Source organism: Shewanella denitrificans OS217 (assembly GCF_000013765.1).
GTDB classification, from domain to species: Bacteria; Pseudomonadota; Gammaproteobacteria; order Enterobacterales; family Shewanellaceae; genus Shewanella; species Shewanella denitrificans.
The window spans coordinates 2,611,316-2,627,617 of sequence record NC_007954.1 but is presented as its reverse complement, the minus strand read 5'-3'; the positions used below and the strand labels follow the sequence as shown (position 1 = coordinate 2,627,617).

Annotated in this window: 11 protein-coding genes and 1 pseudogene; 5 read left to right on the top strand and 7 right to left on the bottom strand. The window is 46.4% G+C overall.

Annotated features, from left to right (window positions below; genetic code table 11):
- Positions 1-148 precede the first annotated feature (148 nt).
- Together SDEN_RS20535 and SDEN_RS11485 are read right to left on the bottom strand one after the other, a co-directional pair.
- Positions 149-283: pseudogene (locus SDEN_RS20535) on the bottom strand (IS256 family transposase); the annotation flags it as partial.
- A 180-nt stretch (positions 284-463) separates the two neighbouring features.
- Positions 464-2,116: an NAD(P)/FAD-dependent oxidoreductase gene (locus SDEN_RS11485; RefSeq protein ID WP_011496644.1), complete on the bottom strand. Its 1,653-nt coding sequence runs from the start codon at positions 2,114-2,116 to the stop codon at positions 464-466.
- Positions 2,117-2,399: 283 nt separating this feature from the next.
- Here SDEN_RS11485 and SDEN_RS11480 point away from each other — a divergent pair, with 283 nt between their 5' ends.
- Positions 2,400-3,518, top strand: a complete 1,119-nt coding sequence (locus SDEN_RS11480) for a DUF5694 domain-containing protein (protein WP_011496643.1) — start codon at positions 2,400-2,402, stop codon at positions 3,516-3,518.
- A 430-nt stretch (positions 3,519-3,948) separates the two neighbouring features.
- Here the strand turns inward: SDEN_RS11480 and SDEN_RS11475 are convergent, their stop codons facing one another.
- A complete protein-coding gene (locus tag SDEN_RS11475; RefSeq protein ID WP_041406278.1) occupies positions 3,949-5,025 on the bottom strand; it encodes a M14 family metallopeptidase in 1,077 nt (358 codons plus the stop codon).
- 282 nt (positions 5,026-5,307) lie between these two features.
- Here SDEN_RS11475 and SDEN_RS11470 point away from each other — a divergent pair, with 282 nt between their 5' ends.
- A complete protein-coding gene (locus SDEN_RS11470) occupies positions 5,308-5,661 on the top strand; it encodes an FKBP-type peptidyl-prolyl cis-trans isomerase (RefSeq protein ID WP_011496641.1) in 354 nt (117 codons plus the stop codon).
- Positions 5,662-5,750: 89 nt separating this feature from the next.
- Here the strand turns inward: SDEN_RS11470 and SDEN_RS11465 are convergent, their stop codons facing one another.
- From SDEN_RS11465 to SDEN_RS11455, 3 genes are read right to left on the bottom strand one after another with little or no spacing between them, the layout of a single operon-like run.
- Complete coding sequence (locus SDEN_RS11465) at positions 5,751-8,942, bottom strand: efflux RND transporter permease subunit (RefSeq protein WP_011496640.1); 3,192 nt, start codon at positions 8,940-8,942, stop codon at positions 5,751-5,753.
- Positions 8,939-10,306 (bottom strand): efflux RND transporter periplasmic adaptor subunit, encoded by a 1,368-nt coding sequence (locus tag SDEN_RS11460; protein WP_011496639.1) that lies wholly within the window; start codon positions 10,304-10,306, stop codon positions 8,939-8,941. Before SDEN_RS11460 ends, SDEN_RS11465 begins: the two co-directional genes overlap by 4 nt.
- Positions 10,293-11,000, bottom strand: a complete 708-nt coding sequence (locus SDEN_RS11455) for a TetR/AcrR family transcriptional regulator (RefSeq protein ID WP_011496638.1) — start codon at positions 10,998-11,000, stop codon at positions 10,293-10,295. Before SDEN_RS11455 ends, SDEN_RS11460 begins: the two co-directional genes overlap by 14 nt.
- A 207-nt stretch (positions 11,001-11,207) precedes the next feature.
- Here SDEN_RS11455 and miaE point away from each other — a divergent pair, with 207 nt between their 5' ends.
- On the top strand, positions 11,208-12,017 hold the full coding sequence (gene miaE, locus SDEN_RS11450; RefSeq protein WP_011496637.1) for a tRNA isopentenyl-2-thiomethyl-A-37 hydroxylase MiaE: 810 nt from the start codon (positions 11,208-11,210) through the stop codon (positions 12,015-12,017).
- Between the two features lie 268 nt (positions 12,018-12,285).
- Positions 12,286-13,083, top strand: a complete 798-nt coding sequence (locus tag SDEN_RS19850) for a substrate-binding periplasmic protein (RefSeq protein ID WP_011496636.1) — start codon at positions 12,286-12,288, stop codon at positions 13,081-13,083.
- Between the two features lie 40 nt (positions 13,084-13,123).
- Here the strand turns inward: SDEN_RS19850 and SDEN_RS11440 are convergent, their stop codons facing one another.
- Complete coding sequence (locus SDEN_RS11440) at positions 13,124-13,627, bottom strand: DUF2062 domain-containing protein (RefSeq protein WP_011496635.1); 504 nt, start codon at positions 13,625-13,627, stop codon at positions 13,124-13,126.
- Positions 13,628-13,659: 32 nt separating this feature from the next.
- Here SDEN_RS11440 and SDEN_RS11435 point away from each other — a divergent pair, with 32 nt between their 5' ends.
- Positions 13,660-16,281 carry a ComEC/Rec2 family competence protein gene (locus SDEN_RS11435; RefSeq protein ID WP_011496634.1) on the top strand — a complete coding sequence of 874 codons (2,622 nt, stop codon included), beginning with the start codon at positions 13,660-13,662 and terminating at the stop codon, positions 16,279-16,281.
- Positions 16,282-16,302 lie beyond the last annotated feature (21 nt).

Sequence of the window (16,302 nt, the reverse complement as noted above, 5' to 3'; positions counted from 1 at the left end):
AAGCCGCGTCCTTATCCCAAGTGTTGAACAAGCCCGAGTTTGCTAGGAGATTAACGGTGCCATGCATTGTTAAACACGAATAAGGGCTGCATTAAAAGGCGAGCAAGCATCGAGTTGAGGGTGTTCATAATTCTGTGTCAGGTTAGTTTCACAGATCGATATATTCGTCCAAACGGCCTTCGAAGTGGATTGATAGCTGCGATAGCGTCAAATTCCAATTCTGTACGGGGTGAGTCCAGCGCTCAGCGGCCTTCAATATACCCGCATAAAGCAGCTTGAGAATTTTAATGAAAACCCACAGTAAAACGTTAGTTTTATGCTTTAAATTTAAAAGTTAGACCAAAGCTAACAAGGTGAGCCATGGTCGTTTACGAGAATCATCTACTCGTGGTGTTGCGCATTGATATTGAAACCACAAAAAAGAGCAGCCGTTGAGGCTGCTCTTTTTATTGAAGAAGATAGTTTATTGAAGAAGATAGTTTGTTGAAGCTGATAGTGACGGATTGGCCATTTCTTTGATCATGTCTAATGCGACGGCTTCGGCAATGCTGATGCCGTCTATACCTGCAGATAAAATCCCGCCAGCGTAACCAGCACCTTCGCCTGCAGGGTATAAGCCTTTAGTGTTAATGCTTTGGTAATCTGCACCACGTTTAATTTGCACGGGTGAAGAGGTGCGGGTTTCCACCCCGGTTAACATGGCATCTTTACTGTCAAAACCACGAATTTTCTTACCAAATGCAGGCAATGCTTCACGGATAGCATCGATAGCAAATTGGGGCAGTGCATCGCTTAAGTCGGTCATTTTTACATTGGGTTTATAAGATGGCTCGACATTTTCATAGGGTTTGCCAAGACCTGACGCTAAAAAGTCGCCGACCATTTGCGCTGGTGCATCGTAATTGCTGCCGCCCATAATATAAGCATGACGTTCCAATTTACGTTGTAGCGCAATACCTTGCAGTGGATCATTATCAAAATCGCTGGGATCAATACCTACCACAATGGCACTGTTAGCATTACGTTCACTGCGTGAGTATTGGCTCATGCCATTGGTGACTACGGCATGCTCTTCTGATGTTGCCGCGACAACGACGCCACCTGGACACATGCAGAAGCTGTAAACACTGCGACCATTTTTACAATGATGGACCAGCTTGTAATCTGCAGCACCTAATATGGGGTGGCCTGCATTAATGCCAAAACGGTCTTTGTCGATCATTTCTTGTTTGTGTTCTATGCGAAAGCCAATCGAGAATGACTGCGCCTGCATGTAGACACCTTTATCATGCAGCATTTGGAAGGTGTCGCGGGCACTGTGGCCAATGGCTGCGATAACATGTTTTGAATGCAGCACTTCACCACTTCTAAGGGTGACGCCTGTTACTTTACGATCGGTTATGTTGATTTCATCGACACGGGTTTCAAAACGAATTTCACCCCCTAGGCGAGTGATCTCACGGCGCATTTTCTCCACCATGGTGACCAACTTAAAAGTACCAATATGTGGCTTGCTGACATAAATAATCTCAGCGGGTGCGCCGGCCGCCACAAATTCTTGTTTTACCTTTAAGCCTTTAAAACCTGGGTCTTTAACTTGGCTGTATAACTTACCGTCAGAGAAGGTGCCTGCGCCGCCTTCACCAAACTGTACATTTGATTCTGTGTTTAGCTCACTGGTACGCCAAAAGCGAAAGGTATCTTTAGCCCGTTCATGGACAGATTTACCGCGCTCTAAAATAATCGGCTTAAAGCCCATCTGCGCCAATATTAGTCCGACAAATAAGCCGCAAGGCCCCATTCCAATCACGATTGGGCGCTCGGTTAAGCCTTCGGGTGCAGTAGCAACATACTTATAATCGGTATCTGGCGAAACGCGGATGTTGTGATCATGAGCAAGGGATGCCAATAACGCCGCTTCATCGACATTGGTTAGTGTCACATCTAATGTATAAATTAGCGAAATTAAATTCTTTTTACGAGCATCGTAGCCACGTTTAAACACATGTATATCAACCAGTTGCTCCGCTGAAATAGCAAGCTTTTGCAATACGGCATCTTGCAGTGCATCTTCATTATGGTCCAGAGGCAACTGTACTTGGTTTAAACGGATCATGATTTACCTAAAGTGAGACTTAAAAAACAGCGCGTAGTTTACGTGATTTAGCAATAAAATGAAATTATCTATTGATGGCTGATTTAAGTTAATCACTCAGCTTTGCAAGGGATGTCACGGGCCAGTGAAGACACCTCAAGAAGAGGCTTGCGATTGTTTTACAGTTAGTATTCTGATTTAATTCTTAGGTTTACTGCACGTCTCTGAGGTAGTTTGAAATAGACATGTTTGTGAACTTAATGTCACGAAAAAAGTCGTGAAAACTTAATTTTAGGGGAAATGGATGAAGCTTAAAATAGGAATATTCAGTGTTATTTTTTTTATATCAAATGTGGCTTTTGCAGGGAAAGAGAGTACTTATTTACAGAATATTAGCCATTTACAGAGCAAGGCCAAGGCTCAAACCCAAGTGATGGTTTTGGGGAGTACACATCTTAATAGCATTAAAGGTAAACTGGATGAAAGTGCACTATCACCCATTATTCAAATGCTTGCTAGCTTTAAGCCTACGGCTATTGGCATCGAATCGTTAAGAGCAGAAGATATTATTGCTATGCTCAATGGCTCCGATGAGTACCAAGCTGTTTTAGCACAATTTGTTGGTGATACCTTGCTTTCATTGGCTAAGAAAGAGCAGGAAAACTTAGGCATTACGGCAAAAGTGGCGATAGCTAAGCTTAAGGTGTTATTGGATGTGCCAATGCTTACCACTGAACAAAGAATAGAGGTGATTAGATTTGCCATAGCGGGATATAACAAAGACACCGCTGTGCTTCATTGGCGCTATTTGAACAGTCATTCGTCCATCGAAACCATCTCACCCGGATTGAAAGCGTATCTTGATGCAAGTGCTCGCAGCAATAACGAAATCAATACCATTGCTACGGCTTTAGCTTTAACCCTTAATATTAATCGCCTATACCCTATTGACGATCATCTAGATAAAGACATGTATTCAAATATGGTAGAAAAGCTAATGGATTCATACAACGAATCTAAAGCGTTTAAGGCTTTTAGCACAAGTGAGTATATAAACAAGCCTGAAAGGCTAAAGGCTCAAGGGGTTGAAACCGGTGACTGGCTACCGCTTTTTTCATGGACAAATAGTGATGAATATATGTCAGATGTCATTGATAAAGAGTGGCGTCTATTTGTTGATGAAGATATAGATGTTGAGGCTGGCTTGTCTCGAATTGCTCTATGGGAAGTGAGAAATCTTAATATGGTCTCCAATATTATGAGGGTGGTTGCTGATCATGTTGGAGAAAAAGTCATTATTGTGGTTGGTTCAAATCATAAGGTATTTTTAGAGCAGTATTTATCTAATATGATAGGAGTAAATATTGTTCAGTTTAATGACATCTTGTCCAATAAAAATAATATAACAACCAGTAAATTATAAAGACTTGGGAGGTAAACTTGGCAATAAAAGCCAAGTTTACTTCCCATCTTGATCCAAGCATTCCGTTCTGTAACCTTTTTTTTGCGTGTAAACCGCTAACCTATTTTTCGGCTAGACCATACCAAAATGATTGATCAAAAGTGGTGATATACCAGTCATTCCCTAACGCCGCTGAGGTGAGTCCGGTATAGAACTGCCCTTTGGAAACACCTCGGTGCTTGGCGAGTTAATAGGTCGACGGATCCTGCTTTATTCTCACATTGCTGGTCAGCCAATATCGACATCCCCATTGCGTTAGGTGTCCCATCACGCGCTATTGTCCTAGCTTACCGAAAGTTATCCACTGATCTGATGGCATTGCTGGTGTTGCGCTTTATAGGGGCTCTTTATCTGAGGGCTAGATATTATGAATAGATATCCTGAAGCTCAATTATCGATTCTTGATAACATAATCCAGCGCGCCTGTAATGGCGGCCACTTGGGCAAGAATGCAATTCTCATCATCCACCAGTGGGCTATCTGGATAGACTTCCGTGGTGGTGCAATAGGTGGCATCTGTCATGCCAGCACATAACCCCAAGGCCTTGGTGGGGTAGTTAATCACCCCAAATTGTGCGATGGGCACCCCAATCAATCTGGCGTGTTCACCCGCTGGGGCAATATGCGTGATGGCATTTACGGCGTTAATGACGGCTTTTTGAAATTCAGCTTGGGGTTTTAGGGTGTCACCCACTAAGTAAAAACCATCGGGAATGTCCCAATTATCATAACTTGTACCGTCTCGGGCGGCGAGAGCGGGCCTAAATTCGGCGTTATCTGAATCAGTGGTTTCGTGTAAATCGATATGCAGGCTAAAATTAACGGCTAATTCACCGAGGGCCGCCATCAAGGCGTGGGCTTCTTGTACATCGGATAGCTGAACCTTGGATGCTTGAGCTTTGGCCTGAGTCATTGCTGTGTCATGGGGAGCAGTGTCATGCACAAATGAGCGGTTTGGATCGATAGCGTGCGGGTTCCAGCGGTTAATGGTTTCATATCCCCAGGGGCTTAAGCAGGGCACTATGATGAGATTGGCGTGCTGGCAATAATGCTGGGCTTTAGTGCGCAAGAAGCGAATTGCGCCTTGTACGCCGCTGGTTTCATAACCATGAACGCCACCTGTGATCAGTACATTGGGTTTAGTTTCATCCCAGTGACGGCTCTTAAATAAATACACTGGGTAATCGCTCGCCCCTTGATGCAAGGTGTTATAGGCCAAGGTATTGTAATGCACTAGCTCAAGGGCAGACGTAATCTCAGGATGTGCGTTCGATTGAGTGGCCGTGGTTTCCATGGGGTCGGCCGTGTTTGCCGAAATGGATGCAGGATCTAGGATAAGTGCTAACACTTGCTCGGCGTAACTACGTTGAATTACTTGTTTATTAAGCCAAAGGGATTTTTCCTCTTCACCCCAAACTTGGCCGGGTTTGCCAATAGGATAAGCGCTTGCGTGAGGAGTTGAAGGCATGCTGGAGTCCATGAAATATCCTTTAAATAATGATGCTCTGTTAAGGGCTGATGACGAATGTTATTTGTTATTTTACTTGTTGTTTTATTTATTACTTTTTGTGCCTAGCATTCAGGTTTTTATTGGCTCTGAATGAGCGAATTGGGCTAGTATAGCGCAATTGGCGGGCGGATTAAGCTCGCCTTTGGCATCAGGGTTAAATGGCTAGGCTGTAAACCAATCAGTCATGAGTTATAAACTAAACAGCGATAAATCAGTGATACGCACGCAACAGGAATGATGATGAATAAGTTACCCTTAGATGAGTTAATCGTAGAAGATGTGCTGTTAGGCGAGGGTAAGGCGGCGGTAAAAGGCGCCTTGATCACTACTCACTATCGCGGCGTATTAGCCGATGGCAGTCAGTTTGATTCATCTTTCGATAAAGGTCAGCCATTTCAATGCGTAATAGGCACAGGACGGGTGATTAAGGGCTGGGACCTTGGCCTGATGGGGATGAAAGTGGGTGGCAAACGCAAGCTTTCTGTACCCGCGCATTTAGCCTATGGCGAGCGTCAAGTGGGCGCACTTATCCCTGCCAATGCGGACTTATATTTTGAGTTGGAATTGTTAGAAGTGCTGACGCGGGATGATTAATGGCTATTGGCTAAGCGCCAACATTTAGCATCAACACTGAGCCCAAACAGTGCGCTCGGGCCCAGTGTTGAAGTATGGATTTGCTTGTCTTAGTGATGTTTTGACATCAGGTCAAAATCATCCAAGATGGCGTAAGCGCAGGGGATCACGAATAGCACCATTAAGGTGGAGGCAAAAATGCCGCAAACAATGGAGACCACTAAGGGCTGGACGATTTGCGCTTGTAAGCTGGTTTCAAGCAGTAAAGGCAGCAATCCCGCGGCAGTCGTCAGGGAGGTCAAGATCACCGCGCGAAAACGCTCGCGACTGGCACTGACCACAGCCTCCGTCACATCATCACCCTCATCCACATGGTGACGAATATATTGCACCAGCAAAATTGAATCGTTCACCACAATACCCGCCAATGAAATAAACCCCATGATAGAGGGCATAGATAAGCTGTAGCCCAATAATAAATGCCCCCAAAGCACACCAATTAATGCCATAGGGATGGCAAGCATGACGACAACTGGCTCGATATAGCTCCTAAATTGAAAGCTTAGAATGAAAAACAAGCCAAATATCCCCAACATAAAGCCTTTAACGAAAGACTGCCCCGTCTTGGCGGTTTCCTTCGCTGAACCTTCAAAATTAACGCTTACCTCAGGGTGTTTAAGCTTAATATCCTCTAACCATTCGCTTTTTACTTTAGCTAAGGTCTCAGCACCATTGGAGCGCCGATTGTCCACATCGGCCATGACGGTAACGGTTCGCTGGCTATTAATGCGAGAAATTCGCACGTAGCCTCGCTGGTGCTCTAACTGGGCGATGGCGCTTAAGGAAATGGTTTTACCACTGCTTGCCATGATGGGAAAGTTTGCCAAGGCGTCAAGATTGCTTGCTTGAGTTTTATCGAGTTCGACTGTTATCTCTACATTTTCAGATCCTACCTGCACCTCATCGGCTTTTTGTCCGTAATAGGCACTGCGCAGCTGCTCCGCCACTTGCTGGCCGTCTATGCCGTAGGCTTCAGCGCCTTGGCGTAAGCTGACTTTAATTTCTTCCTTGCCTGGGCGCATGTCATCCAAAATGCCATTGATACCATGGAACTGGCTCAGGTAGTGCTGCAGTGATACTGAGACCTGCTTAAGATCATCAAGCTTGTTACCTTGTAGTCTTATTTCAATATCCCGGCCAGCAGGGCCTACACTGGGTTCTTTAAAGACCAAGGATAAGGGCAGGGCCAGCTCGCCAGTATTGAGGCGCCAGTCATTAATAAACGCATCGATTAAGGTGCTTCGCACTTCGGCTGAACGTAAATCCAGCCTCACAGTGGCGACGTGGGGGCCTTTTTCACCGGCATCGGCATTGAAATTATACTGGGCAGTAAAATCCAGCAACAAGGGCTCACCATTTTCGTGGCGCTGACTGTAGTCATCGGCGGTGCGCTTGGCACTGGCAATCAAGGTCTCAACCACAGCTTGTGTCTGGCTTAGGCTACTGCCAGGGGGGAGAATAACTCGGGCCTCGGCGATATCACCATCGAGATCAGGAAAAGGCACAAATTTTATTAGTCCGCCAGCCACTAAGGCAATCGATGCCAATAACAGGCCAATGCTCAGCCCCACAGTGGCGTAGCGCCAGCGAACGGCCAATGTGACCCAAGTGACCAGCTGTTTATTTCTAAAACCTTCAAAACCTTGGGTGAAGTCAGCTTTAAATTTAGGGATGGCGCTCAAGGTTAATTTAAGCCAAGGCAAGCGATGTAAACCCGCTCTTTGAGTGCTTAACCAAGATTTGGCGCTAGTGGACTCTTCTGTTGCCGCTAATTTCCGCTCTGCTTCATGGCTTAAAGAGTGGTTAAGGTGATTGGGCAATATCAAAAAGGCTTCGATTAAACTGACGCTCAGCACCATGATAAGCACCACAGGAATGACAGACAGCACGGCGCCCATTTGCCCATCTAGGCCGAGTAAACTGCCGAAGATAAGAATGGTGGTAAGAAACGATGAAATAACCCCAGGGGTGACTTTTTTAACCCCTAGTGTCACCGCCTCATGGGGGGGATGGCCGCGGTCGATATGGGCGGCAATGGATTCAGCCAGCACTATGGCATCATCCATCATAATGCCTATGGCCATAAGCAGACCCACTAGGCTGAGCATATTGATGGATACCCCAAAGAGACTCATCAAATATAGGCCGCCAAGAAAAGCCACTGGCAGCCCAGCCGACACCCAAAATGAGTAGCGTAGCGAGAAAAACAGCCACATGCTGATAAAGACTAATACCATCCCCTGCCAGCCATTTTTAAGCAGCATGGACAACCTGTCTTGCAGCAAGGAGGACATGTCATTGGTGAGGGTAATGCTTATGCCTTCGGGAGCGTTTGCTTGCTCCGTTTCAATAAAGGCACTGATGCTGGCTTTTATGCGTAGGGCATCGTCCGCTTTATTCTTTTTAACCTTGATAATGGCCGCTTTCTGGCCATTGAAATAGCTGTGTTCTTCATCGATTTCAAAGCCTTCTGTGATGGTGGCGATATCTTTTAAGCGCACTAGGCTGCCATCCACTGCCGAGGCTATGACTGTTTTGCCTAGGGCGTCTGGGGTCACTTTTCGTTCATCGAAACGCAGCAAGATGTTCTTGTCGGTAAGTTCTAGGGTGCCGGCCGGCATTTTTACGTTCTGGCGGCTGACTTTATTGGCAATGTCATTGACTGTCAGCCCAAGGCGTCGCAGGGCGAGCATGTCGAGGGCTATCACTAATTGATGATCTGAAAAGCCAGTGACAGACACTAGCTTGACCCCGGTTTCAAGCTTTAATCTTTGCTTAACATCTTCGGCATAATGCTTAAGGTGAGGCCAGCTGGTATCGGCGGCGATGGCGATATCCACCACAGGCTGGGCCCAGTCTTGCTCTTTCACTATGGGGGATTCAATTTGCGACGGAAAATTATCTATGCTGTCAATCTGGGTCTGTACGTCAACCAAAAAGCGCCCCATATCGGCCTTACCATCGAGCTTTAGTCGCATGGATGCCACGCCTTCTTGGGCATCACAGCTCACCTCTTCAAGGTTTGCTAAACCATCGACGGCATCTTCCATGGGCAAACACAGGCTTTCTTCCACTTCAATAGGAGAGGCACCTGGATACACCACAGTGGCTATCACGTAGGGAGGCGCAAAATCGGGGAAGGTTTCCCGCTTGATATTGCCAAGGTTCAACAGCCCTAAGAGTAGCAAGGTCACCATGAGCAGATTGGCTAAGGTAGGGTGACGAGTAAAATAGTCAATCATAGACTCGGCTCCACTTCACTTGGGCTGACTCTCAGGCTCATGCCGGGCATTGCGGGGATAAGATCGTTAACAATTAAGCGGTCACCCTCTTGCAAAGACTGGGCGACTAGCGTGCTTGTTGCTGAACGGTTATTTGGCAACTCATCCTCTGAAGCTAAGGCCACAGCCACAGTGTCGTTATGCCTAAATAGGGTTTTCACCGTTTTAATGAGCAAGGTGTTATCGGCAGACATAAAATACAGCTTATCGCCATGGAGCGCCTTTTGCGGCACCACAAATTGCATCGATGCTTGCCCTAAGATGGTGGCGCTGACAAACATGCCCTTGGTCAGCGGGGGGCTCTTGAGTAAATCCAGCTGGTGATAGTCTTGTTCCACCTCAAGGTACAAGCCAATGCTTGCCTGATTGGGGTCGACCATTTCTGCCACTCGGGTGACGCGGGCAGGCCAAAGGTAGTGATGATTGGCGATTTGAAGCGTCACACTTGCGCTTAAGTTAAGCAGCTCAATGGACGGCAGGCTTGGCTCCCTTGGCTGCTGTTCAAGGCTAGTGACTAAGGTGCGCATATCATTGAGTGACACTTCGGCTTTAATTTCAGCGGCGCCCAATTTGTGGGCACTGAGCATAGTCATACCTTGGGTCACCACTTGATCCTCTTCCACATTAACTTCGGCAATGCGAGCCTCGAAAGGCAGAAACACTTGGGTTTGATCAAGCTTTCGCTGGGCATCTTTGAGCTTGGCTTCATCAACATTAAGCTGGGCTTCGCTGACTTTTCTATCATCGGGCAAGAGTTTAAGTGAGCTTTGTAGGTCTTCCACTAGCTTGGTCTGCACTAACAGGGACTGATGCTGGGCCTCAAGCTCAGAGCTGGATACCAGCTGACGATTTTTTAGGCTGAGTTTCCTCTGGTATTCTTGCTGGGCCAGGGCAAGTTTTTGGCTTTCAATCTTAAGGCTGGCATTTAAGTTACGCTGCTGCTGTTCAAGGCGCGTGAGCTGGGCCTGAGTGGCGTGAAGCGCCGCCTGTGCTTGTGCCAATTTAAGCTGGTATTCCAAGGGGTCAATTTCCAGAACTTTCAGGCCTTTTGGTAGCATGCGCCCAGACTCCAGTTGTGGATGGCGAAAAATAACCTTGCCACTGACTTCTGCGATGGCATCCCAGGCTTGTTTAGGGGCGACCCGACCAAAGCCTTCGATGCTGGGGGCGAGACTGATTTTTTGCAGCCCTTGGGTTTCCACCAATACGGCGCGACTGTGACTTATGTTCACCGGGGGTGAGGGTTTGAGAATGATGGCGATAACCAGTACTAATAACCCCAATAGAATGCCGTAGAGGGCTAAGGCCTTTTTATTTGGGTTCATGAGATGTCACCTCTGGCTTAAACAGTCCATGGGCGAGCAATTGGCTGTTTTGTGTTGCCAATTGCTGTAAAAACTCAGGACTGATTTCAACCCCCAATTTATTGAGGAAAATATCTGGGACAAGAAAAGGGAACACCATCATGGCGAAAAAACTTAACTGGGCACAACGGCTGTCGACTTCCTCCCTTAACAGGCCTTGAGATTTGAATTTGTCAAAGAAGAGTAAATCCTCTAGATTAATTATCTCATTGAATGCTTGAGCTAATTCCTGATTTTTAGCTTGAGACTGATCTAAGGAGGCCAATTTAAAGATAAGCCGTGGAAAATGCGGGTGCGCCGCCATGACTCGATAATAGGTGAGCATAAAATTTGCGGGGCCATCGGCCCCTAAGCTGCGGTTCAACTGCCATAATTGCTGCTTAACTGGCACAGCCGTCTCACGGATCATGGTGGAAAACAAGCCTTCTTTGGAGCCGAAGTAATAGCGAATAAGAGCGGGATCTGTGCCGGCTTTTTTGGCAAGCTCGCGGGTAGAGACTTGGGCGTAATCCCGTTCGACAAATAAGCTTCTGGCCGCCAATATTAATTGTTCGCGGGACTGAGTGTCTTGGCTTGGCCTGCCGGCCTTGGCTTTCTTTGGGCTGTTTTTTTGCTCAGGAATTGGATCAGGAGTAGGCTCAGGAGTTGGCTTCATGATGATATCTTCTGTTGTGTTAATTGAGTAAGGCGAGAGGGTTTAATTCCCCATCTGATGAATAATCTTAGAATAGCCAATAATAAAAGGGCAGCTTATAAATTCCCCGTAACCCTTAAAATGATGAATATGTCGATAAAGTCGCTATAGAAATAGACCAAGAAGAGTTACCATAACGGCCCTTTTTCAGCCCAAGATGTCATAACCATGGATAAGCTACTTGCCCCTATCTACTCTTTTTTAGCCTGTGAAACGCCTTTGGCTTGGATAGATGAAGCCAAAAAGCCCGACAACCTCAGTGCACTGCTTATTGACCATTGCAATTGTGAGCTTAAGGCGGCGCAGACGGCCATGTTTATGATCAGAAAATATGCCATCGATGCGCAAAGTGCTGCGGCGTTAACCGCTTGGTCAGCCCCTTATCAGGCTTTTGTGTATCAAGATGACAGAAATACCAAGGCATTTTTGGCGCGAGAGGTGAAAAAGAATGATATTAGCAATGAGCTAATCGTCACTGGCAAGCTTGCCGTCGGTGAGGATCTACTCAATAAAATGATGCGTTTAATCAAGGAAGAGTTTCATCATTTTGAGCAAGTGTTAGCCCTGATGGATAAGCGTGATATTAGCTATCAGAATATCCGCGCAGGCAATTATGCTAAGGGGTTAATGGCCCATGTGCGTACCCATGAACCTTTGACCTTAATCGATAAGCTGATCGTAGGGGCGTTTATCGAGGCCCGCTCCTGTGAACGTTTTGCTAAGCTCGCGCCTTACTTAGACATTGAACTCAAGCGCTTTTATTTATCATTACTGCGCTCTGAAGCGCGCCATTATCAAGATTATTTAAGCCTTGCCAGCGATATTGTTAAGCAGGGGGTCAATACCCATGCTAAGAGCAAAACCCCAATCACCGAGGCCGATTTACAGCAGCGTATCGCTTTTTTTGCCGCCGTTGAAGCCGAGCTTATTCAAAACCCAGATAGCGAGTTTCGCTTCCACAGCGGCGTGCCTTGTTAACCATACTCTTTGCCGCGCTAACCGTTTGACCTTGGGCGAGACATTGAAACAACGAATAGTCCCTAGGGGCACGCAATTTACCTTTCACAGGCTAGCACTTGTGGCATACTCTTATTATCTGGCTGTGTTCTGTTCTCGCAGTGAACTACAGTTATAGAAGGAGCCGCGAAGATTACATCACTCTCGCCACGGCTGGTTAGATGACAAAACTGTTAATCTGGCATAGGGATATAGCGCGTTAATCGTTGTTTAACCTAAGGCTTAATGAATGAAACAATGGCTATTTCTTTGGATATGTTTATCTTGCGTTAGTGTTAATCTCAGCGCTGCAGATGATAGTGATTTTAGTATTGCAGGGGCTGAACTTGCCCCCCATTCTGGTCAAGCATTACCACAAAAAGGTTGGGTGCCACAGGTTATCAATGAAGCCTTAAAGAGCAGTGGTTATCGGGTTGATTTTCAATTCTTACCGTTTAACCGCGCCTTAGTGTCGGTAAGGAAAGGCCAAATCGATGCCATGTCTCCCTTATATATCAGTGAGTTGAGAAAAACGTTTCTGTATTATTCTGAGCCCTTGGTGATATCAAAAACCTCACTGTTTTATACTAAAGAAAAACCAGTAAATTATCGTAATATTTCAGATCTCAGTGGTCTCAAAATAGCCATCATGCGTGGCGCCAGCGTTAATCCTGAATTTGATAAATATCAAGATATGATCCGCATAGAAGTCACAAGCTATGAGCAACTCGTGCGCATGTTACTCCTAGGGCGAGTGGATGCACTGGTGGGTGAGGAGTTTGTTGTACGTGAGATAATCAAAAATGACGATGAATTTAATGGCAAACATAGGCTGCTTCAAGGGGATGTCGCTTTGGCAACACAGGGGCTCTATGTTGCAGTATCTAAGGCCGCACCCGATGCTGCAAATAAATTTAATGCACTTAAAGTGGGATTAAGTCAGCTAAAAGCCTCCGGTCGGTTTAATCAAATTTTGCAGCAACACGGTATAGCTTATGAAAATGGCCTGATTCAGCCAGTGCGAGACCCTTTGGATGACATACATTAGCTCACTAAGGGTCAGGATCATAACATCGGTAACAACTCAGTTATTTACGGTTTTGCCATTTAATCAACACAGAATATTTCCATAAATTCTGGATAACAAAATAACCTACCAGTGCCGAAATGCAGGCTAAAATGCCGCAGCCAAGTAGGAATGGCGGCCCTATAGTGGCAAGGGAGGCTTCAATCCATTGCCAACTGGCTTCAAAATGAAATGCTTGGCTCTCTAATCCCATCACTTTCGCACCCAATAAATATGCGGCATAGAACATTACCGGCATGGTCAGCGGGTTAGTTATCCAGACTAACGCCACAGATACGGGAAGATTAACGTTAAATAAAATGGCAAATCCAGCCGCCGCTATCATCTGAAACGGCATAGGTACCCAGGCAAAGAAGAGCCCGACGGCGAAGGCACCAGGGGCCGATTTGCGATTCAGCACCCATAAATTTGGCTTGTTCAATAGTTTGCCAAAAATACGCAGATGCTTGTGCTCACGAAGGGTGGCAGGATTTGGCATGAATCGCTGGATTAACTTTTTTGGCATAATTCTCAATTGCTGTCTTTAATTAATTCATTATGAATGGATATATTTACGGCTTTTGTGCTTGTTTACTATCAAGTTTACTCTGGCCTGCGCTGTTCGCGCCATGGACCTGGCCGATCCTCATCATGGTGTTCGTTATTTCGAGAAAAACCTCAGGTTTTTTTTGCGGAATGCTCTTGGGTGCCTTGTGGATTTCATATTGTTTTTATTCATTATTTAACCAGCACGAGCCCGCAATGACTCAGCATGGGGAGTTCACTGGGCAAATAGTATCACTAGTTCACCAAGAGCGCGACTGGATAAGTTTTGACGTGAAGGTGATTGACCCACAGTTTAGGCTATTTCCGCGTTTTTATCGTTTAAATTGGCGTGAGCCGCTGCCGCTCGCCTTAGGGCAAGTGTGGCGTTTTAACGCTAAGATGAAAGGCATTACTAGCTTGCTCAATGAAGGCGGTTTTAATCAGCAAAAATACTGGCTAAGTCAGCACTTAGTGGCCAGAGGAAAGGTGACCGAGGCGAGTTTGTTGAATAAATCGCAGAGCTTACGCCAAGGGTTACAGGAGAGATTAAGCCCCATTCTTATGTCTCTTGATGGCGGGGATATTTTGCAGGCCTTATTACTGGGTGACAAGAAAGGGATAACCCCAGCGCGCTGGCAAGACTTAAGGCGTACGGGAGCGGGGCACTTAGTGGCCATTTCAGGCTTACATGTGAGCGTGGTTTTTGCTGCAGTCTTATTGTTAAGCCTGCGTCTGTTGGTCTTAGGTTACCCTTGCGAAAGCCTACGTAACTGGGTTGTCGCTATGGGAATAGCCTTAGTTGTGGTGCTCTGTTATGGCTATATTGCAGGATTTGCTATTGCCACTCAAAGGGCGGTGCTCATGCTGCTGCTCTTGGTAGGATTAAGCCTACTTAGGCAGTTTAGCTCCCCTTGGGAGCGATTAATTTGGGCATTGTGTGCCGTGCTATTGTTCGACCCTTTCGCGCCGTTAAGTGCAGGGTTTTGGCTTTCATTTTGTGCCTTAAGCATCATTTTACTGAGTGTCACACTCGATAAGGTCAGTGGGAATGCCCAGGAAAAGTCCCATGATGCAACAAAACAAACTGTCATTCATCAAGAGCCAGCGTCAGCACAATGGGCTTCTTTTGGAATAATCGTCAAGCGTGTTCCTTGGCGAGAAAAGCTTGACCTATGGGGGGATTCTTTAAAGCATTTTGCGGCAAGCTTGTGGCGTATTCAATGGCGCCTCGCCTTAGGGCTTGGGATACTGCAATTATTGCTATTTGGCACAGCGGCCCTTCACAGCATTTGGCTTAATTTGTTGTTCGTGCCTTGGTTTAGTTTCATCGTCATCCCACTGGCCTTGTTAAGCCTTATTCTCTGGCTCGTTTGCTACTTAGGCTATTGGCTTATGCTAACGCTGTTGGCTTATGGGGCCGCCGCTGTTATCGGGTTATCAAGGTTTATTGATCATGAGGCTCATTTTTTTCAGCCAGATTTTTTGCACTCTCTTTCATTGTCGCCTTTATTGTCCTTAGATGGATTTGTTAACACCCAAGTCATATCAGCGTTTGCCCGCGAGCTGAGTTTGAGCTTAGGGCCCAAGCTATTTTATGTTGCCGAATTAAGCTTGACGCCATTTTTGTGGATTTTAGATGCCAGCAAGCATTTACCTTGGGCTGAGTTTAGTCTTGCAACCTTTACCTTAGCGCAAGTGATATTGGCCTTAATAGGGGGGGTGTTACTGCTTTATCAAAGATGCAGGCTTTGGCAGATAATGACCATGAGCCTTTGCTTGCCGCTGCTGTTTACTGGACTTATGGCGCTTAGCAGTCAGCTAGGCTTCAATCGATTACAGGATGAAGGGGTAACGGAAACAGACTGGCAGCTCCATGTGCTGGATGTGGGCCAAGGGAGCGCCATCGTGGTGCAGCAAGGCAAATACGGCCTCATCTATGATACTGGCGCAGCTTATGGCCTCGATTTTAGTTATGCCAAGCGGGTTATTCTGCCCTTTCTCATCGCACGGGGAATATCTGAGCCCGAGTATTTAGTGTTAAGTCATGATGATAACGACCATATGGGCGGTGCCAAGGTGTTGATGGCCGCATTCCCTTCGATGAACGTCATCAGTGATATTGCCCGATTTGCAGATGAAACGTGCCGGCAAGCGCCGTTTAGCTGGCGCGCATTGACCCTTGAATTGATGAGCGCGGCGACTGAGCCTAAAGATAACAATGCCTCTTGCGTCATAAGGATAGGTAATCACCATGGACGAGCCTTACTCACGGGAGACATAGAGGCGCTGCGAGAATTTAAACTGTTGCAACAAGGCGTACCTATGGCTGCTGAAGTCTTACTCGCGCCGCACCATGGCAGTAACACCTCCTCTACAGCGGCTTTCTTGCAAGCCGTTTCGCCTTATTCTGTTATTTTTAGTGCGGGCTTTGCTAATCAGTATGGTTTCCCTAAACCTCAAGTGCTAGCACGCTATCAGTCACAGGGCATAGAGCGCTATTCCACAGGGGAATTGGGGCAAATTAGCGTAGATTTTAGCCCTTCGTCTATCCGTATTCGCGGCTATCGCACTGAGCGTGCGCCATTTTGGTATAACCAAGTGTTTAGATTTGGTTCGAGCCAAAAACCAGAGTAGAATGCACACCTTATTTGTAAT